Source organism: Fusicatenibacter saccharivorans, from assembly GCF_015557635.1.
GTDB lineage: Bacteria > Bacillota > Clostridia > Lachnospirales > Lachnospiraceae > Fusicatenibacter > Fusicatenibacter saccharivorans.
Genome location: NZ_JADNOP010000002.1, coordinates 39,606 through 58,301 on the forward strand (window position 1 = coordinate 39,606; position 18,696 = coordinate 58,301).

Consider the following 18,696-nt stretch of genomic DNA (forward strand, 5'->3'; position numbering starts at 1 on the left):
GGTTTTGTCTCTGGTTTTATTTTACCGAGAGGTTTTCTCCTTTGATGCCTGCTACGCTTCCAGCGATGTTTGCATCCGGGTGGCTTAAGAGCCATTTGTTTCTGGCGAAGAGCAGGTCGTCTTCCGGGGTGTGTTTTTCTTCCAGGGTGATGTCGGTATTGGTTCCTTTTGGAAGGACTACGACGCATTTGAAGCCGCTGGCTGCCACGTTGCATGGTGCGTAGTGGAGGGTGGTTGCGTAGACTTCAATGGTGGTTCCGGCCGGGATTAAGAAGGCCTCCATTTTGGATGAGTCGTAGGTGTGGTCTTCGGTGATGTCCTGTTCTTTTCCGAGGATCAGGATCAGGTCGGTTACGGCGATGTTGATTTCGCTGTCGCGGTGGTATTCTACGGCGTTCAGTAAATGGTTGTGGCCGTTGCAGTAGCCGATCTGGATCGGCATGCCGCCGTAGAGGCTGTCGGATACGGACTGGGCGCTTTTGCAGGCTTCGAGGCTTTCAATGGAAGGCTCGTAGACTACGTCGTCGGGACATGGGGTCTCGGACATGGCGGTGATGATGTCGCTGACGTCGAGGTCTTTGATGACTTTGCCGTACTGGCGGAATGCTTCGTCTGTTACTTTCAGAATCTGCATTGTGTTGGTGCTCCTTTCGTACAATTAGTTTAATGATTGAACTAATTGTAATATAGCACTTGTATGTACTTCTTGTCAACATGTATTTGGATGAAAAAACGGGTAGGTTGACAAATAAGGGGGAGGTTGGTATACTTTAATACGTTAAAATAATAAGACGCTAGGGGAGCCTTTGGCTGAGAACGTGGGACAGGGATAAGCTCACGGACCCTCACTACCTGAACGGGATAATTCCTGCGTAGGGAAGCTGGAACGTGGTTTCGGAGGTGATTCGGGACTGTGTTTTTATGTGAGCCCCTCCAAGCGGAATGCGAAGGAGGTTTTTTTATGAGTTTTTTTGTTACTGCTGACGGCGGACTGACGACGGCCGGTTATGTTGGATGCGTGGTGCTGATGGTGGCGCTGGTGGTGATTGCTTCGGTTCTTTCTGCTCAGAAGAGTAAGGGGACGGGAATGGATGCAAGGAAGCTGGCGTTTTGTGCGATGGGGATGGCGCTGGCGTTTGTGACTTCGTATGTGAAGGTGTTTGAACTGCCGTACGGGGGATCGGTTACGTTGTTTTCGATGCTGTTTATTGTGCTGATTGCGAACTGGTATGGGGCGAAGACGGGTATTCTCGTTGGTTTTGCTTATGGACTGCTGCAGTTTATCCAGGGGCCGTATGTGCTGTCGCTGTTCCAGGTGTGCTGTGATTATGTGTTTGCGTTTGCGGCGCTGGGTGTGGCCGGATTCTTTGGAAAGAAGAAAAACGGGCTGCTGATCGGGTATATTGTAGCTGTGCTGGCGAGGGGATTTTTCCATACGTTAGGCGGGTATCTGTACTGGATGGATTATATGCCGGAGAATTTCCCGCAGTCTTTGAAGGCGCTGTATCCGATTATTTACAACTACAGCTATCTGCTGGCTGAAGGTGTGCTGACGGTGATTCTGATCTCGCTGCCGCCGGTGAAGAAAGCACTGCAGACGGTTGCAAGAACGGCACATGGTGCAAATTAAATAGGATTACGTGAAAAAATCCGGGAACGCATGATTTTGCGTTTCCGGATTTTTTACGTGGATATCAAAATTTACTGAGCACTCTCCTCTGCGGCTGTGTCGGCGGCGGAGCTCATGGGGGTGATGACGATGTTTTCTACGCCGATTCCGGTTTTGCGGGTTACGATGTCTTCGATCTGGGCACGCTGTTCCTCGGTTACTTCTTTCATCGGAACGACGATGTCGGCGGTTTCGCCGGTCAGGTTTACGACGACATCGTTGAAGCCTTTGGCTTCGAGGAGGAGTTCGGTTGCCGACTCTTTTTCTACGAGTTCCGTCATTTCCACCATGCTCTGGACGGCGCTCTGGCGCTCGGTTTCGGAAAGGTTGGTGTTGTTGATGATTTCGTTTAAGGTGTCTTTGTTCTGGGAACGGATCTGTTCGCGGTCGATTCTGGCCTGGGCCATGTATGTAGATGCCCCGGCAAGGACAGCCTCTCCCGGTGTTTCTGTGATGGTCCGCGAGGAATCACCAGCGGCTCCGGCGTCCACCTCATCGGTGATGTCAGTGTCAAGGCTGGAGATGTCTTTTAATACGGTGCTTGTGTCTGCGGTGGTTCCGTCTGCCGTTCCTTTGGTGGACAGGGTGCTGTCAGCATAGTTGATGTATCCGGCGACGGCGATCATGATCGCAAGGGCGGTGATGATGACCTGGTTTTTCCGGAATTTTTTCTTTTTCCCGGCCGTCTTTTTCGGCGATGGTGTCTCTGCCATTTTCTCAGGTGCATTCATTTCCTGTTCTAATTTTTCCACGCATTTGACTCCTTTACTTCATTTTGACTACTTTAATCTTATTTGCGCCCACCTGAAATAATGCCATCACGGCCTCCTGAATCTCCTGTATCGTCACCGGGTTTCCCCCGCCTTCTGCGATAACGAGCACGCCGCGCACCGCCGGGTACTCCTCGGAAACCACATACGGTGTCTCGGCTCCGTTCTGTGTCTTTTCATAGACAGTTGCCTCATCCTGCGATGAGGATGTAACGCTTCCGGTCTCCTCTCCCTTCTTGTTTTCCTCCGTTGTGCTCCGCGTTGGGACATCTTTTTCCACAATCTTTTTTCCTGTGGATTCCAGCGTCACCACAACATGCACTGCGCCCACACCGTCCATCTGGGAAAGTGCGTCACAAAGGCGCTGTTCCATCTCCTCCTGCACCGAAAGTCCCGCATCTCCCGCCGGACGCGCAGCCGTCTCCTGCGGCTGTTCTGTCTCCTCACCGGTCTTTTTTGTTCCCGTCGGCAGCAGCAGGACAACGCCGATTGCCGCCAGCAGGAAGTACAGCATCCACTGCTCCTTTTTCTGTTTCCGGAAAAACGCCGCTGCCTTTTCCCTCATAGGCCTATTCCGAAATCTCTATCATAATATGCACCGGATCGGTTCCGTAGACCTCACTTAAAACACTTTTGATCTCTGTCAGCTTTTCATCGAGCATTTCCCGCTGTTTTTTCTGTTCTTCGCGGTAAATGCTCGTCTGCCGCATCGGCGCTTCAATGCGGATCTCTTTTGCCTCACCGGTGTTTCCCGGCTCCAGCGTTACCGAAACGGCTGCCCCCGGAATGCCGCTCTCTGACAGATACATCCGGATCTGGCGCTCCGTCTCTTTTTCCCAGGCGCCCACGTAATACTGTTTTTCAAAGCTTTCTGCACGAATCTGTACATTTTCCATTGCTGCTGCCTCCTCTTCCAGCGTCAGACGGTCGAGCGTCTGCGCCATTTTCTGCTCCAAACCTCCCGCTTTTAGCACGGGCTGGAAAAAAATCAGTACCATCACAATTCCAAGAAAAAACTGAACCGGCTTCTTGTCCTCCTTCTCCGGGATCAGGTTCAGCACAGTTGTCATAAAAATCAGAAAAATTGAAATATTCTTAAGCCACTGCAGAATCTCTTCTACCATGCCGCCTCCCGCCGCTGCCTGCCCAACTACACGCTAGAGCGTGTCTGAAAAACCATTTCCGCAAGCTGCAAGCCCCACTTTGCGGTATATTTTACCCTCATTCGGTTGCCGTAGCCCGCTACGCCGCCCTCATTCGGATAAAATCTCCCACAAACTGGGACTCGCAGCTCACGAAAAGCCTTTTTCAGACAAGCTCTAGGAAAAAGTTCCCGCCAGGATTGCAATCGTCAGCAGAAACAGGACTTCTACGGTCAGAAGGAGACGCAGAAGCATCGCATATCCTTTTCCTGCCGCCGCAAGACATCCCGCAATCCGCTTGTCCGAGACGGGCTGCGCCGCCGCGGCGAGAAGGCGGAAGGAAAGACCCGAAACGAGAAGCTGAACGGCGGGGACCATGCCTGCTGCGAGCAGTACCAGCATTGCCGTCACGCCAAAGCAGTTGCGGATCAGCACCGCGGAGCCTGCCACCAACTCGGTTACAGCATTCACCGCATTTCCGATGCCGGGAATCATTCCGGCAGTCCGCCAGAGTGCCATCTGCCGCAGGGAATCGAGCGCCGGTGCGATCAGATTCCGGATCATCTGCATTCCCACAAGTACGCCGAGCGACGATTTTAAAAGGCCGTTCACGCAGGTTTCCAGCAGCTCTGTCATATGGGACAAAATCTCCTCGCCGGAAAGATCGTTTACAAGGGCGATGAGCAGATAGATATGGATCATCGGGAGAACGAGGGCGAGCAGAAGCTTTTCGACAGCCAGAATCACTAGAAGGAGCATCTGATAAAACATCACGGCTGATGATGCGCCACCGGCGGCCGCGGCCGCCAGATAGTAGGATGGCGTCAGTATCCGCATAAAAGCGACCAGCGATGTGATGACAGCTTTTAGGTTTTCCCCGCTCGACTGGAAATTTTTCAGAATCAGTGCAAGCGCAAGCAGATAGACCATATAAAAACTGGCGTCCCTGACCTGTTTTCCTTCAAAGAGAGAGGAAAAACTGCCGAGCACCGCGCCTGCCAGAACGAGGAGAAACAGCTCCTTCATCAGCCCCTTCTGCGCAAGGAATGCTGTTTTGGCACAGGAGAGAACGGCATTTCCGGCACGGAAGGTGCAGAAGGGATCGCCATCCTGCAAAAGAGAACGCACCGTACCGGCAAAAGAAAATTGCTGGCTGGACAGCAGGCTGTCCACTTCCTGCTGGATTGCATCGAAGTCGAGTTCTGCAAGAAGTTCGTCCTGCGCTGCTGCTGCCTGATCCGTTTCGGTATCCGCTGCTTCGATTTTCTGCGTTCTTCCCGTTCCGAAAATGAGACACAGAAAAAGCAGCGCCATGCCCCATCCGGCTTTTTTACAGAAAATCATGAACCGTTTCCAGCAGAGCGAGCAGCACTGGCATACTGACGGCAAGGACCGCCAGGCGGGCGAACAGTTCAATCTGCCCTGCAATGGAAGAATAGCCCGCATCCTTACAGATCCCGGCGGAAAACTGCCCCACATACGTGATCCCAAGCATTTTCAGCAGCGTATTCAGATACGATGAGTCCACCGGGAGATACGATTTCATTTGTGCGAGCATGCCGAGCAGATACTGCATTTTTCCGACGGTCCCGGCAAGAATGCAGAGGCCGGCACCGACCGTCACAAGAAGGGCAAATTCCGGCTTTGCTCCCTTTACTGTGATTCCAAGCAGCACGCCCGCCGTGCCAAGCGCAGCGATCCGAAGTATATCCATATAATCCCCTCCGTTTTTTCTCCCTGCTCTTAAATTGTAAACAGTTGTTTGATGTCCTCAAACAGCGCGGAAATATAGGGAAGAATCCAGAACAGCACCAGCACAAGACCGGCAAGGCTTGCAAGAAATGCCTGTTCTTCCCGGCCGCTGTGTTTTAATACCTGGCACAGGACCGATACCAGAATCCCGACTGCCCCGATTTTAAATAGAATCCCGACCTCCACGCCTGCTCCTCCGTTTTCAGACACGCCCTAAACCAGAATCAAAAATAAAAAAAGGCCTCCCATGATTCCAAGACTCTGACAGAGCCTCTTCCTTTCCGGCAATCCTTTCTGCAGTTCCGCGATCCGCTGCACAAGGCGTGCCTCATACCGGTCCAGATTCGCCTTCTGCATGGCGCGGTCCCCGGTGCCAAGGCTGCATCCGGCCTCCTGCAGCTCTTCTTTTTCTTCTTTTGTAAGGCGTGTATCCGCCAGGTGGACTGCCGTATTCTCTTCCAGAATCGCCGGCAGTGTCTTTCCGTCCGGGCGGCGCATATCCTCGGAAATATCCTGTAAAAAATCCCGGTACGGATCCCGCATCCGCCTTCCCGTCTCCCAGAACGCATCCGGCAGCGGGGAAGCCGCCGTCACAATCTCTCCACGCAGATACTGGATAATTTTCTGCAGTGTTTCCAGATCTTTCACATGGGCCGACAGCGCCGCACTCTTTGCAAAGCCGATCCCGACGCAGGCAAGAGAAGCCGCCAGTAAAACTGCAAGCCGCATCACAGAAACGCCTCCCTTCGGTACAGTGTCGTTCCTCTTCCGTCAAAAATAGCCTGTACACTTCCGGCGTGGGGTTTCGCATCCAGCACGATGTACCGCTCGAAAACGTGGGATTCCACGAGGCGGTTCAGGAGAGGCTTCTGCTTCATATCCTCCATGGAATTGCCATGCACGGTCGCGAGCAGCTTGCACCCGCAGTTAACGACGGACTCGATCGCACGGATGTCCTCGCCCGTTCCGATCTCATCGACTGCCACCACATCGGGCGACATGGCGCGGATCAGCATCATCATGCCCTCCGCCTTCGGACAGCAGTCGAGCACATCGGTGCGGATGCCGACATCATTCTGCGCAACGCCGAGATAGCAGCCTGCGATCTCGCTCCGTTCATCGACCACACCGACGGTCAGCCCCGGATACGGCGATTCCCCGTCCGAAATCTGGCGGATGATATCGCGCAGCATCGTCGTTTTGCCGCAGCCGGGTGCGGAGACAATCAGGGTGTGCAGGAAACGGCCGTCTTCCCAAAGGTACGGCATCACTCGGTCCGCGCAGCCCTTTTTCTCATGAGCAACCCGCACGTTGATGCAGGATATATGGCTGATGCCTTTCACCTTTTCCCCTTCGATTACCGTCTTTCCGGCAATGCCGATCCGGTGGCCGCCCTCCACGGTCAGAAAACCCTGCCGCAGTTCATCCTCGTAGGCGTAGAGGGAAAAACTTCCTATGTAATCCATCGTATCGCGGATATCCGTCGGTGAGACGGGATAACCTTTCTCCCACTCCCCGGTCAGTGCTCCGTCCTGGGTCAGAAAGTACTCCTGATCCTTTGCGACCACCAGAAGCGGCGCGCCGGTCCGCAGACGGATTTCCTGCAGGTCATCGGCCAGCAGATCTGTGTTTTTCAGAATTTTCCGTATATTCGCAGAAAACAGGCGCAAAAGTTCCCTTTGCTCCTGTTTTTTCTCTGGCGTAACAATATCCTTTTGTCTTCCTGTCCTTTTCATCTTCACCACCTCTTATCGTTATATATATGAGATGGCGGGACAGGTTATGCACGGTTTTTATGGTTCTATTCTTTTCATGCAGATTTTCACGGGCTCCGCTGCCCAGACGGCGCCTTCATATCCTTTCTCCGGACTGAAATGCGTGCAGAAGCCCTCTTTCTTTTCCGTTCCAAGAGAACCCGAAAGACCGGTTCCCCTCCACTTGCCGTAGCTCTCCTCCTCGGTCCAGATCCGGAAAAACAGCGTTTCAGCATTCTCCGCTGCGGCAAGGTGTTTCTGGTCTTCGGCGGAAAAATACCGTTCTGCCATGCGCTCCCAGGCAGCGCGGCGGTGCTGCTGCAGATCCATGCCGATCGGAATGGAAGCAAAAGCGCAGGCAGCGTATTCCCCCGAATGAGAAATATTAAAACAGATCTGCGGATGCCCCGGCAGGTACGGTTTTCCGTGCGCATTCCGTTCGATCGTTATCTTTTCTCCATCCAGCCCATACTGTTCCTGCATTCCCATCCGGAACAGCTCCCATCCGCACTGCGAGAGTTCCCGTTCCAGCTCTTTTTTTTCGCCCTCCGGCTGTGTAATTTTTTTCAGATAAACTACCGTCTCCTGCATCCTGCTTCTCCCTCTTCATAGAAAAAGAGACCGCGAAGCCTTTCAACTTTCGGCTCCCCGGTCTCTTCTCGAAAATTCTTTCTTATGCGTTTTTACCGCAGCAATATTTGTATTTCTTTCCGCTTCCGCACGGGCATGGATCGTTTCTTCCGATTTTTTTGCCTTTGATTACAGTGCCGGATTTTTTCTGCTCCATGTAAAGCGTTTTCTTCTGCTCTTCTGTGAAGATCTCATCCCACATCGGCAGGTTGTACAGCCAGTCTGCTTTTGCGTCTACCATGTTTTTGTACAGAAGCTCTTTATCGTAAGCCAGTGTAACAACGGTATCCTCTTCCATCTCCTCGATCGGGTTCGGGATCACAAGGCTGTCGTTGATGCCGTCCAGGAAACCAACCATGGTCATAACGTCCACTTTGTATTTCTCTGCCAGCTCTTTTACGGTTCCTTTTACCACTTCATCCGGGTTGGAAAGAAGCTGCTCGTAAATGTTTTTCTCAATCAGGAAATAATTGGTCCAAAACTGCTGGAGCTGTTTTTTGTCTGCTTCCTGATTATAGGCGATATCACGCCAATTCTGTAATAAACTCATGTTATTATCCATCCTTTATCTGTTTCTCTGAGCGCGTTTTTTCGCGCCGTCCCCTAGCGGGATTCCGGTTTTTGTAACACGCTTTAGTATATCGGAAAGTCCGCAGAAAATCAACCTTTTTCTTCTTCCTGCTCCAGAATCGGGATTCTGGTATCGCCGAGCGGAATTCCTCTGTGTTCCACCGATGTAGAGAACACGATCTGCGTCTTCGTTCTTCCAAAATGCTGAAGCTGGCCGATAAACTGATCCAGCTCAGATGTCGTGTGGAACACAACCTCCATCAGCATCGAATAGTCGCCGGTCACGCAGTTGCACTCGATCACATTCGGACAGTCGGTGATGTACGGATAGAATTCCTTTTTCCGCACCGGCTCAACCTCCAGATTGATGAATGCCTTGATCCGATAGTCGAAAACCTCCGGGTTCACACTCGCGCGGTAGCCGGTGATCACCCCGTCCTTTTCCAGGCGGTCGATTCTCGCCGAAACCGTCGGCGAAGTGAGACTTACCTTGTCTGCAATACTTTTGAGCGGAAGCCTTGCATCTTCCTGCAGCAGTTCCACAATTTTCCGGTCTGCTGTATCCAATTCACGTTTCATTCCCTCTCCTTACGTTCCTCCTGCTCTCCTTTTTCTTTCGGAGGCAGTTTCTTTACCACCGTATTTTCCACGCGATGTTCTTTGACCCGCATGACCTTGATCCAGAGATCGTCGGTCTCGAGTTCAAACTGGCTGCCGTCATCCGGAACCGCACCGAGTTCGCCGAAAATGTAGCCGCCGAACGTTTCATATTCATCGACCGGCAGTTTGATCTTCAGTTCCTCCGCCACATCATCCAACGAGGCACTTCCCATGATTTTCCAGGTGTCTGTGGAAATCAGCTCAATTTCCGATGGCTGCCCGATCTCCGCCTCATCATTCAAGTCCCCGACAAGCTGCTCGATCAGGTTACGCACGGTGATAATTCCATCCATGCCGCCGTACTCATCCAGAACCACGGCAAAATAGTTGCCGGTCTTTTTCATGTTCTGGAACAGCGTGGCAGCCTTGATGTTTTCAGGAACAAAATAAGGCTGTTTGATTGCTTCTTTCATGACATGATCGCGGTCCTTGGTGCGAAGCCGGAAATAATCCTTGGCATCCAGAACGCCGATGATATCGTCCACAGTTTCGCCGCAGACCGGGTAATACGAGTGGCGGCTCTCATGGATGAGCTGCTCCCACTCCTCAATCGAATCCTCCACCCACAGAAGATCCACATCGGTCCTGTGGACGCAGATTTCGTCGATCGTCAGATCATCGAACTCAAATACGTTCTGAATCATATCTTTTTCTTCGTTGTCGATGGTACCTTTTTCGCTGCCGGCATCTACCATCATCCGGATTTCTTCCTCTGTTACCTGATCATCGTCCTCGTTCGGGTCAATGCCGAAAAGGCGCAGGATACCGTTTGTCGATACCGTTAAAAGTCCGACCAGCGGGGCAAAAATTTTCGAGGCGGTGGTCACAAGACCGGATACGCCAAGTGCGATTTTCTCAGAGTTGTGCATCGCAAGACGCTTTGGCACGAGTTCACCGAAAATCAGGGTAATATAGGATAAAAGCAGCGTAATCAGCACGACGGCAATGGCATCCAGCGTCTTTTCCGGGATCTGCACGCCCGCATCCACCAGGACCGAGACGAATCTGCCCGAAAAGTTTTCTGCCGCAAAAGCACTTCCTAAAAATCCGGAGAGAGTGATGACAACCTGTATGGTTGCGAGGAAACGCGACGGCTGCTCCGTCAGACGGAACAGCTTTGCCGCTTTCTTGTTTCCCTCCTGTGCCATTTTTTCCAGTTTAGCGTCGTTACAGGAGACCACAGCGATCTCCGCGCAGGCAAATACCGCATTGACCGCTATCAATACGACCTGCAAAAGAATACTGCCGACTATGTCACTGTCCAAACGATTCAAACCTCCTCATATCTTGCATTAGATTCTTATGCGTTCTTTAAGAATGCTACATAGGCTTTCTTTGCCTCGTAGATATCTGCTTTGCTGGTTACTTCCCACGGAGCATGCATGCTTAATACCGGTACACCGGAGTCGATGACTTCCATGCCGTACAGGGACATGATGTAAGCGATGGTTCCGCCGCCTCCGACATCAACTTTACCAAGCTCTGCGGTCTGCCAGTTTACTTTGGCATCATCGAAAATAGCGCGGAGTGCTCCGACATACTCTGCATTGGCATCGTTGGAACCGCCTTTTCCGCCGGAACCGGTAAATTTGTTGATGACGATACCTTTTCCGAAGAAGGCTGCATTTTTCTTCTCAAATGCTGCTGCATATAGCGGATCAAATGCTGCGCTGACATCAGAAGAGAGCATTCTGGAGGAAGCAAGGCATCTTCGAAGGGCCAGTTCTGTTCCCTCGCCTGCAAGTGCAAGCAGCTCTGCCATGGTGTTCTCGAAGAAATGAGACTGCATACCGGTTGCACCGACGCTTCCGATCTCCTCTTTGTCTACGAGCAGGCAGCAGGAGGTCTTCTCCGGTGCTTCTACTTCGAGCATTGCAACAAGAGAGGTGTATGCGCATACACGGTCATCCTGGCCGTATGCAAGGATCATGCTGGCATCCATACCAAGCTCGCGTGCTTTTCCGGCCGGTACGATCTCAAGCTCTGCTGAGAGGAAATCCTCTTCTTCGATGCCGTATTTGTCGTTTAAGAGTTTTAAGGTCATGGCTTTGACTGCCTCTTTCTCAGTTCCTTCGAGCGGCTGGCTTCCGATCAGAAGGTCAAGGTTTTCGCCCTCTACAACAGTGTTTGCCGGTTTTGTCTGCTGCTCTCTGGAGAGGTGGATCAGAAGGTCTGTCACGCAGAATACCGGATCGTTGTCGTCCTCACCGATCACAACATCAACGACTTCGCCGTTCTTTTTCGCTACCACACCGTGGATGGCAAGTGGAAGGGTTACCCACTGCCATTTTTTGATACCGCCGTAGTAGTGGGTATCGAGATATGTAAATCCGTTGTCCTCATACAGCGGGTTCTGTTTTACATCGAGACGCGGGGAATCGATGTGTGCGCCGAGGATGTTCATACCTTCGGTCAGCGGTCTTGTTCCGATCTGGAACAGTGCGATGGCTTTTTTCATGCATACGGCGTAAACTTTGTCGCCTGGTTTTAATGCACGGTTTTCTTTTACGTAAGTGTCAAGGTTTACGTATCCAGCCTCTTCCGCCTGGCGCACGCTCTCTTTTACGCACTCGCGCTCTGTTTTTCCGTTGTCCAGGAATGCGCGGTAGCCGGCGTTTAATTTTTCCAGCTTTTTCATATCTTTTTTCTTGTACTCATTCCATGCTGTTTTTCGTTCCATAGCTTTTCTCTCTTTCTGTTTTCTTTATCTGATCCGTGCCGTATTTTTCTGAATCTAATCGGGCTTCCGGTCATGATTGCGATCTCTTTCATTATAATCTGTTTTGACAGGAAACACAAGGACTTTCGATGTACGGAAAAGACAAGGAAGACCCCGCGGCGGACCGTTTTTTGCGGCCGCAGCGGGGTCTTTAAGGGGAGGATAAGTATTTCCTTATTCTTCTTTTGTCTGTCTCATCGAACAGGGGAATTTCGATGATAGTCCTATTCTCCCCGGTATTTTTGTTTTTATACACTTCGTTTTCATCAGCAGCAGAAAAATCCCCGTCCGCCGCAGCAGCAGCAATTGCAGATCGCATTGATCGCCATGCACTCGCAGCACCATTTGCCGAGATCGCCGGCGCTTCTCTCATAGCCGTAGCCGCTTCCCATGTCGGAATACCACTGGCCGCTGCCCTGGAGCTGGTTTAAAAGCTGCTGGTACTGCAGATTCCGCGGTTCTAATTTGACTGCCATCTCGGCATCCTGCACGGCATTGATGTTGTTGCCGAGGCGCGAATTTGCGATCGCATGCAGGAAATACCATTTTCCGCTGCGGTCGGAAATGTCGTTCAGCACGTTCATCGCCTCGCGGAAGTGGCCGCTGTTGATGTAGTTGGCTGCCGCCTGCAGCCGCATTTCCTGCTCGGAATTTCCATAATCATTCCGTGCGGAGCCGCCGTTTCCGTACGCGCCGCCGAATGGGTCGAAGCCGCCGAACGGGCCATAGCCGCCGTAAGCATCTCCGCCATACGACGAACCTCCGCTCTGGTACGAGGTGCCGTGCTCGCGTTCATCCATGATCTGTTTGTACGCCTGCTGCACCTGTTTGAATTTTTCTTCTGCTTCTGCTTTATTCGGATTATTGATATTGGCATCCGGGTGATACGTCCGGCTGAGTTTTCGGTATGCTTTTTTGATTTCATCGTCCGAAGCCCCACGGGACACGCCCAGCACCTCATATGGATCTGTCATCAGTCTTTATTTCTCCTCTTTTTGGCGCTCTTTTGCGCTTTTTCGCATTTCGTATTTTTCCCAGATACCAGCATACAATATATTTCGCAGAATGTCTACATTTTCCAGGATCGGAAGTTTTTCAAATGCACGCGACGCTTCCGCCGTCATCATCAGCAGGATTTTTTCTGCGTTTTCCTCGAAGTCCGGCTGATCGGCGATGGACAGAAACGGGTTGTAGTTTCCGCTCTTTTTATCTTTTTCCACGTCATCAAGCGCATCCATCAGGTAAATGAATTTTCCGATGTAAAAGCCGACCTGGCGCAGATCATCGCTCCAGATGTCCTCCTCCGGAATATAGATCTCCGCCATCACCTCTCCGGTATAGCCTGCCGCAAGATCGAGGTCTGGATTGTTTTCCTTCTCGCATGCATGCAGCTTTTCGAGGTAATCCTGCACTGCTTTCGTCTGGCGCGGATACGATGCCTCGATGCGTGTCACAGATTTTTTCAAAGCCTTTGCCGCTGTAAACGCCGCGTAGTTTTTCTCGTCCTCCCAGTCATCCAGCAGATTGTAATAGGCGAGCAGCACGTTCATGTCTGCGCAGTATTTTGTGTATTTATTCCGCAGGCATTTATGTTTTTTGCCGGGATGAAGAAAGCAGTAATGCTCCTCTTCTTTTGTCTCACACTCATAAAGCCCGGTCAGCAGGATGGAAAGAAATGTCATATCAAACGTCAGCATCGCCTGACCCTTTTTTCCATACGCCTCTTTGATATCCTGACACAGACCGCAGTAGTATGCCTGATATTTGTTGTAATCTTTGACTTTCAGGTCATCCTTTCGGATGGTCACATAACCAAACATGAATCGCACTGCTCCTTTTTATCAGGTGTTTTTGATGAATTTTGTTCCGCATTTCGGGCAGCGGATCTCGATGTGGCCTTTTCCTTTCGGCACACGCACCTGCTGATGGCAGGACGGGCAGCGGAAGTAGCAGTGCTCTTTATCCTTGAATGCACGGGTTCCGCCTCGGAAGAATCCGACGACGCGGTTTTTCAGTTCCAGGAATTTCTGGTTTTCCGCATACCGTTTAGAATGGTTCTTGGACATGATGCGCACATCCGCCCAGACGATCAGGACGAGTGCCAGGGTGTAGATAAGGGAGCTCCGTACAACCGCTCCGAAAATCATCATGGCAACTGCCGCCCACATCATAAAATTGCCCAGCTGATCGATGCCGTAGCGGCCGTACATCAGGCGGGAAAGTTTTTCTTTCAGTTTATCCATTTTGTTCTCGTTTCTCCTTTTTCAAAGTATATGCCAATACTCTATCCCTTTTGAGGGAAAAAAGCAATCGAAAGCGCCATTAATTTTTTCTAAAAAATTCTTAAAACTTGCGGTGGATGTTTCTTTTCAACTGTGCTACACTTGGTTATGTTTCTTTATATTTTATTTTCAGTAAACGATCGGAGATTTTTATGAAACGACTCAAACAGATCGGCGCCCTTCTCTCCATCGCGGTCCTGATCGGATTCGGGCTTGGCGCCATGATTTTTGCGTTTATCGACACGCCGTTTGCACACAAGGCGCTGACGGTCTGCCTCTACTGTGCAATTACCGCACCAGTGCTCATCTATGCCATGATGCTGGTTGCCAAGGTTCTGTCGCACCGCGATGAGAACGACAAATCAGACAAAGGAGAAAAACAGTCATGATTGATACCATTATTTTTGATGTAGGCCGCGTACTCGTCAACTGGGACTACGAGTCCTATCTGAAACGCTTTGCTTTCGGTCCGGAAAAGACGAAAGCAATCGCCGCCGCAACCTTCGAAGGCCCTTACTGGCGCCAGTTCGACCGCGGAATTCTCGCACCAGAGGAGATTGTAAAAGGATTCTGCTCCCTCGCCCCGGAATACACCGAAGAAATCAAAGAGGTTTTCGCCCACTGCGAGGAAACCATCACCCCGCTGCCGTATGCAGAAAGCTGGGTACGCTCCTTAAAAGAAAAAGGCTACCGCCTCTACATCCTCTCCAACTACTCCGGAGACCTCTTCGAGCGCACCAAAGAGAAAATGCCCTTCCTCCCCTACATGGACGGAACCCTCTTCTCCTACACCTGCCATTTAACAAAACCGGAACCGGAGATCCACCAGCACCTGATCCAGAAATTCTCCCTCACCCCGGACCGCTGCGTATTCCTCGACGACACCAAAGCAAACGTCGAGGCCGCAGAGCAGGCAGGGATTCATGGAATTCATTTTATGGGATATGAAGATGGCGTAGCACAGTTGAAAAAACTGGGCGTTCTTTAAAAAAACAGGCTGCCGCATTCGTGCGTCAGCCTGTTTTTTAGTATTAACTTACGCTTTCGCCGCCTCTTCCATCAGCCGCAGCATCAGTCCGACGCTGCCGACGTTATATCCGGCATAAGCGCGTCCGCCGATGTTTCCCGGCAATGCGAGGATCAGCAGTGGGAGTTTTTCTGCATCGATTCCCATTTTTTCGGCGATCGCCGGGGCGTCGTCGGATGGGTCGAGGTAGAGGGACATGTTGTGGATTGCTGCGCGGGCTTTCTGGAAAGTCGTGTTTTCCAGGTCGGCTTTCGTGCGGAGCACGGCTGCCATGGCAGCGTCTTTTGCGTTCCACTTCTCTGCGATTTCGATCAGCTCATTCAGAACATGCTCGGTCGGCTCCTCTCCGGTTCCGAGGAAGGCCAGAAGGATCGGGCCGTCTTTGGTGAGATCGTTCAGGGTATGCGCCTTTCCATCCAGATCCTCCAGCGTGATCTCCGGCAGTTCGATTTGCTCTAACAGCTCATCCAGCTCTTTTTTCACGGTTTCCAGATAAATCTCTTTTGCTTCTCCCGCCTTCAGTTCAAACACGCGGTATGCGGCATGCTGGTCACCGTTCGGCATACGCATACTTGTAATCAAACGATAGCAGCCCGGCTCCAGGGTCAGAGCCAGTGTTTTTCCATCGAATGCGATGTCTTCGTAATTCAGCGTCTCAAACACCGTTCCGTTCCACTTTCCGATGGTCCACGTCTGATAGTATTTCCATGCGCTTCCATCCTCCGCACGCAGTGTCAGAACCGCACTTTCCGTTTCCTCCTTCAAAACAGCTGCTTCTGTTTCCACACTGTGGAATTCCCCATCACGGTAATACTCCGGCTCCAGTGTCACCGGGTTCAGTCTTGCCGCTACATTGAGACTCCGGCAGATTGCCACAAACAGAATCTTCTGCGCCAGAGGACTTCCCTGTTTCATCGTAAGGACGCCGACCGGTGTTGCCATGATCGTGTCATACTCTTCTTCTGCATGGAAGGTAATATTCTTCTTAAGATAATCCAGAATCCGTTCCGGCTGCTCCGCAAAGCTGTGTTTTGTCTCTTCCTCAAAAAATCCGCGGATCACGCTCCGATATGGCGTCAGCTCCTCGAGGAAAATACGCGGGCAAAGAAGATCCTTCCTGAAAATCTCCTCCGGCAGATCCCCCTGCTCACAGTTGAGATGATCCTCTAAAACGGATGCCTTCAAGTCCTTCGCATCCTTTAATGCCAGCGAAAACAGCAGCTTCTTCCGGTTCGGATTTTCATCTTTGGAAAGGAATGTATAAACCTCCTCAAAATTCTCTCCTGCCCGGTGGAAAATCTCTTCCGCTTCCGGATACGCAGCAGCTTTTTTCTCATCAAAGCATGCTGCAAACCGTGCCTTCCGAAGCCGTTCCGCCTCTGCCATCCGTGCCGCATTGCGCTCCTTCTGCCCCTTTGTGGCAACGACATTCCGTACCGGCACCTCCTTCGGTGCCCGGATTTCCAGCGTCTGCCACCTGTCATCCGCTTCCGGAACCGCCTCTTCACGAAGCACCAGTTCCAGCGAATCCTCCTCCTCAATCCGCATCATTGCCTCTGCCCGGCGTATTCCGTCAAATGCCCGTACCCGGATATCGCCAAGGCCAAGTGTCATCTGAACTTCTCCGTCCGCATCCGCAATTACCGCTGCAGCCGGGAAAAACTCTGCCATATTCAGGATTTCAACCACAACATGCGCTCCTGCAGCCGGTTTTCCCTTCTCATCCTTCACAAGAATCTTCACCAGCTTCGTTCTGCCATAAAAATCTGTATGGTTAAAGTAGTACAGCGCCCCTTCTTTTCCAAGATACTCCTCGTTACTTTCCTTCACATAATCCGAGAAGTTCCGCGTATGAATCAGAATTGCCCGATTCGCCGGACCCGAGAACCAGCCGGTATCCAGCACTTCTTCCGGCTCACAGGCACCGAGAAAATGCCACTCGCCGTCCACAAACACCTCAACCCACGCATGATTGTCATCACAGTGCGCCCATCTTGGTGTATAGACCTGCCGCGCCGCAATACCGACACTCCGATACGCCGTAACTGCAAACGTTGACTCCTCGCCGCAGCGTCCCTTTCCGCTCCGATACATCGTCATCGGAGATGCCGTTCTGCTGTCCGTCGCCTCATACGTTGCATGCTCCGCACACCAGTAATTAATCTCCAGAATTGCCTCCCAAAGACTCATTCCGGCTACACGCCCCATAATCTGCTCGTAAAAAAACGGTCTGCAGTCCGTAATATCCTCGGAATTGATCCGGTCATACAGCACATAATTTACAAACACATCCTCCGGCAGTTCCTTACACCATGCCACCTTCTCCCGCAGCATCAGCGCATGCTTCACGTACGAAAGAAAAAGGTTAAATCCATATTCTCCCGCATCCCTTACCGGCATCGTACCATACAGAAACTTCATCAGCACAACCTCTTCTTCACTGCACTGTTTCAATTTTTCTTCGATAACAGGCATCACCGGAGCCAGAAGCTCTCTCCGTCCCTCAAATTTTTCCGTTGCATATTTTTTCAAATTTTCTGAGATCATGATTCTATCTATCCCTTTCTCTTTTTTCCTATCCGTCTCCACAACGTACATCCGCCCACCGGCGGCAGACGCCATGTGAAAAAGGATTCCTTGCGATTTTTCAGGAACACCGGAGCGAGGAGCCTTTTCACATACCGGCTGTGGGTCACTACGCTACATATTTTTCTTTATAAATGAAAGTAATTCTCCGCTGGGATCGCATTTATACTCCCAGAACATAATGCCCCCCATGCCCTTTTCTTTCAGGTACGCAATTTTCACCCCAAGTGACTCGCAGTCCTCATAGCTGATAAATGTTTCCCCGTCAAACAGATACGGAACCTTTGCCTGCTCATCCCAATACCGGATAAATCCCCTCTTTCCGATCCAGCTCTCTTTGAGCTCGCCATAGTCACCGCCATATCCTCCAACCGTCTCTGCTTCCATTCCAAGCCCGTTGCGGCATCCGGCGCCTTTTACTCCATCCCATTTTCTGGAATAAAACGGTACGCCAAGGATCAGCTTTTCCATTGGAACGCCTGCATTTGCAAAACCGTTCACTGCCTTCTCCACACATGCATCAAACAAATTTCCCTCACTGTGATACAGCGCCGCATGATGTCCCGTCACCTTCTGGAAACCGCCCTGCAGATCATACGTCATCAGCTGCACATAATCCAGATACCGGGAAGCCTCCTTCATATCTGTCTGCAGTGCAAAGTAAACATCTCCGCCGACTGCTGTCGTTACAAGCATGCCTTCTCTGTACGCGTCCAGTGTCTTCCGAAGCTCCGCCAGAAGCAGCGTATAATTCTCTTTATCCGATCTGTCCGACGCAATTCCTGCCAGCGATGTGCCCGGATACTCCCAGTCAATGTCAATACCGTCCAGACCATACTCCTTCACAATTGCAAGTGCACTCGCAGCAAACCGCTCTCTTCCCTCTTTTGTTCTTGCAGCCTGGGAAAAGCCGTCTGCTCCCCAGCCGCCTACAGACAATACAATCTTCAGCTCCGGATTGCTTTTCCGAATGGATACCATTCCATCCCGTGCATCCTTTGCATCCCATACAACTTCTCCGTCCCGGATCAGACCAAATGCAATATTGATCACGGTAAGTGCCCGCACATCCTCTTCTCGCATATGATTTAAGTCCGCCGTATTTACATAGCCAATTATTCTCTTCATCTCATAA

At 51.3% G+C, this 18,696-nt stretch carries 22 protein-coding genes, 2 pseudogenes and 1 riboswitch; of the genes and pseudogenes, 4 read left to right on the forward strand and 20 right to left on the reverse strand.

Annotated features, from left to right (window positions below; genetic code table 11):
* Window positions 1-16: 16 nt before the first annotated feature.
* Window positions 17-634, reverse strand: a complete 618-nt coding sequence (locus tag I2G42_RS02100; protein ID WP_055221409.1) for a DUF4867 family protein — start codon at window positions 632-634, stop codon at window positions 17-19.
* A gap of 152 nt (window positions 635-786) precedes the next feature.
* A riboswitch (TPP riboswitch) is annotated at window positions 787-896 on the forward strand.
* Window positions 897-961: 65 nt separating this feature from the next.
* On the opposite strand from I2G42_RS02100, the gene I2G42_RS02105 reads away from it, so the two are divergent.
* The gene (locus I2G42_RS02105; RefSeq protein WP_055221407.1) at window positions 962-1,630 is read left to right on the forward strand and encodes an energy-coupled thiamine transporter ThiT; all 669 of its coding nucleotides are present in this window, start codon (window positions 962-964) and stop codon (window positions 1,628-1,630) included.
* 71 nt (window positions 1,631-1,701) lie between these two features.
* On the opposite strand, the gene I2G42_RS02110 is transcribed toward I2G42_RS02105, so the two are convergent.
* Genes I2G42_RS02110 through I2G42_RS02120 form a run of 3 tightly spaced genes read right to left on the reverse strand, consistent with a single transcriptional unit; the run spans window position 1,702 to window position 3,563 of the window.
* A complete protein-coding gene (locus I2G42_RS02110; RefSeq protein ID WP_243030613.1) occupies window positions 1,702-2,421 on the reverse strand; it encodes a SpoIIIAH-like family protein in 720 nt (239 codons plus the stop codon).
* A 13-nt stretch (window positions 2,422-2,434) separates the two neighbouring features.
* Window positions 2,435-3,004: a hypothetical protein gene (locus tag I2G42_RS02115; RefSeq protein ID WP_055264760.1), complete on the reverse strand. Its 570-nt coding sequence runs from the start codon at window positions 3,002-3,004 to the stop codon at window positions 2,435-2,437.
* 4 nt (window positions 3,005-3,008) lie between these two features.
* Window positions 3,009-3,563 (reverse strand): stage III sporulation protein AF, encoded by a 555-nt coding sequence (locus I2G42_RS02120; RefSeq protein WP_195530666.1) that lies wholly within the window; start codon window positions 3,561-3,563, stop codon window positions 3,009-3,011.
* Between the two features lie 14 nt (window positions 3,564-3,577).
* On the opposite strand from I2G42_RS02120, the pseudogene I2G42_RS16775 reads away from it, so the two are divergent.
* Window positions 3,578-3,706, forward strand: a pseudogene (locus I2G42_RS16775) (DUF6783 domain-containing protein); the annotation flags it as partial.
* On the opposite strand, the pseudogene I2G42_RS16780 reads toward I2G42_RS16775, so the two are convergent.
* From I2G42_RS16780 to I2G42_RS02185, 14 genes and pseudogenes are all read right to left on the reverse strand, one after another.
* Window positions 3,656-3,787: pseudogene (locus tag I2G42_RS16780) on the reverse strand (DUF6783 domain-containing protein); the annotation flags it as partial. The pseudogenes I2G42_RS16775 and I2G42_RS16780 sit on opposite strands and share 51 nt — an antisense overlap.
* Complete coding sequence (locus I2G42_RS02125) at window positions 3,759-4,925, reverse strand: stage III sporulation protein AE (protein WP_195530667.1); 1,167 nt, start codon at window positions 4,923-4,925, stop codon at window positions 3,759-3,761. The pseudogene I2G42_RS16780 and the gene I2G42_RS02125, both read right to left, overlap by 29 nt.
* Window positions 4,912-5,295 carry a SpoIIIAC/SpoIIIAD family protein gene (locus I2G42_RS02130; protein WP_055221401.1) on the reverse strand — a complete coding sequence of 128 codons (384 nt, stop codon included), beginning with the start codon at window positions 5,293-5,295 and terminating at the stop codon, window positions 4,912-4,914. The genes I2G42_RS02125 and I2G42_RS02130 overlap by 14 nt, the downstream gene beginning before the upstream one ends.
* A 29-nt stretch (window positions 5,296-5,324) precedes the next feature.
* On the reverse strand, window positions 5,325-5,519 hold the full coding sequence (spoIIIAC, locus tag I2G42_RS02135) for a stage III sporulation protein AC (protein ID WP_022463192.1): 195 nt from the start codon (window positions 5,517-5,519) through the stop codon (window positions 5,325-5,327).
* Window positions 5,520-5,546: 27 nt separating this feature from the next.
* The gene (locus I2G42_RS02140; RefSeq protein WP_055221399.1) at window positions 5,547-6,062 is read right to left on the reverse strand and encodes a stage III sporulation protein AB; all 516 of its coding nucleotides are present in this window, start codon (window positions 6,060-6,062) and stop codon (window positions 5,547-5,549) included.
* Window positions 6,062-7,069 (reverse strand): stage III sporulation protein AA, encoded by a 1,008-nt coding sequence (gene spoIIIAA / locus I2G42_RS02145; protein ID WP_195530668.1) that lies wholly within the window; start codon window positions 7,067-7,069, stop codon window positions 6,062-6,064. The genes I2G42_RS02140 and spoIIIAA overlap by 1 nt, the downstream gene beginning before the upstream one ends.
* 57 nt (window positions 7,070-7,126) lie before the next feature.
* Window positions 7,127-7,678 (reverse strand): 4'-phosphopantetheinyl transferase family protein, encoded by a 552-nt coding sequence (locus tag I2G42_RS02150; protein ID WP_055228502.1) that lies wholly within the window; start codon window positions 7,676-7,678, stop codon window positions 7,127-7,129.
* An 82-nt stretch (window positions 7,679-7,760) separates the two neighbouring features.
* Window positions 7,761-8,267, reverse strand: a complete 507-nt coding sequence (locus tag I2G42_RS02155; protein WP_055221393.1) for an SEC-C metal-binding domain-containing protein — start codon at window positions 8,265-8,267, stop codon at window positions 7,761-7,763.
* Window positions 8,268-8,377: 110 nt separating this feature from the next.
* A complete protein-coding gene (locus I2G42_RS02160; protein WP_055221452.1) occupies window positions 8,378-8,854 on the reverse strand; it encodes an Lrp/AsnC family transcriptional regulator in 477 nt (158 codons plus the stop codon).
* 8 nt (window positions 8,855-8,862) lie between these two features.
* Entirely contained in the window at window positions 8,863-10,212 is a 1,350-nt protein-coding gene (locus tag I2G42_RS02165) for a hemolysin family protein (protein ID WP_179973095.1), read from the reverse strand.
* 35 nt (window positions 10,213-10,247) lie between these two features.
* The gene (locus I2G42_RS02170) at window positions 10,248-11,627 is read right to left on the reverse strand and encodes an aminopeptidase (protein WP_055264766.1); all 1,380 of its coding nucleotides are present in this window, start codon (window positions 11,625-11,627) and stop codon (window positions 10,248-10,250) included.
* A gap of 305 nt (window positions 11,628-11,932) precedes the next feature.
* Window positions 11,933-12,640, reverse strand: a complete 708-nt coding sequence (locus I2G42_RS02175) for a J domain-containing protein (RefSeq protein ID WP_055264768.1) — start codon at window positions 12,638-12,640, stop codon at window positions 11,933-11,935.
* Window positions 12,641-12,646: 6 nt separating this feature from the next.
* Window positions 12,647-13,486, reverse strand: coding sequence for a DUF5685 family protein (locus tag I2G42_RS02180; RefSeq protein WP_055264770.1), 840 nt, complete (start codon window positions 13,484-13,486; stop codon window positions 12,647-12,649).
* Window positions 13,487-13,507: 21 nt separating this feature from the next.
* On the reverse strand, window positions 13,508-13,909 hold the full coding sequence (locus I2G42_RS02185) for a zinc ribbon domain-containing protein (RefSeq protein WP_022463182.1): 402 nt from the start codon (window positions 13,907-13,909) through the stop codon (window positions 13,508-13,510).
* A gap of 191 nt (window positions 13,910-14,100) precedes the next feature.
* Between I2G42_RS02185 and I2G42_RS02190 the strand changes: the two genes are divergently transcribed.
* Window positions 14,101-14,337, forward strand: coding sequence for a hypothetical protein (locus I2G42_RS02190; RefSeq protein ID WP_055264772.1), 237 nt, complete (start codon window positions 14,101-14,103; stop codon window positions 14,335-14,337).
* Complete coding sequence (locus I2G42_RS02195) at window positions 14,334-14,936, forward strand: HAD family hydrolase (protein WP_195530669.1); 603 nt, start codon at window positions 14,334-14,336, stop codon at window positions 14,934-14,936. Before I2G42_RS02190 ends, I2G42_RS02195 begins: the two co-directional genes overlap by 4 nt.
* Before the next feature lie 48 nt (window positions 14,937-14,984).
* Here I2G42_RS02195 and I2G42_RS02200 read toward each other — a convergent pair whose 3' ends face one another.
* The gene (locus I2G42_RS02200; protein WP_195530670.1) at window positions 14,985-17,522 is read right to left on the reverse strand and encodes a transglutaminase domain-containing protein; all 2,538 of its coding nucleotides are present in this window, start codon (window positions 17,520-17,522) and stop codon (window positions 14,985-14,987) included.
* 153 nt (window positions 17,523-17,675) lie between these two features.
* A complete protein-coding gene (locus tag I2G42_RS02205) occupies window positions 17,676-18,689 on the reverse strand; it encodes a glycoside hydrolase family 18 protein (RefSeq protein ID WP_173830034.1) in 1,014 nt (337 codons plus the stop codon).
* Window positions 18,690-18,696: the final 7 nt, after the last annotated feature.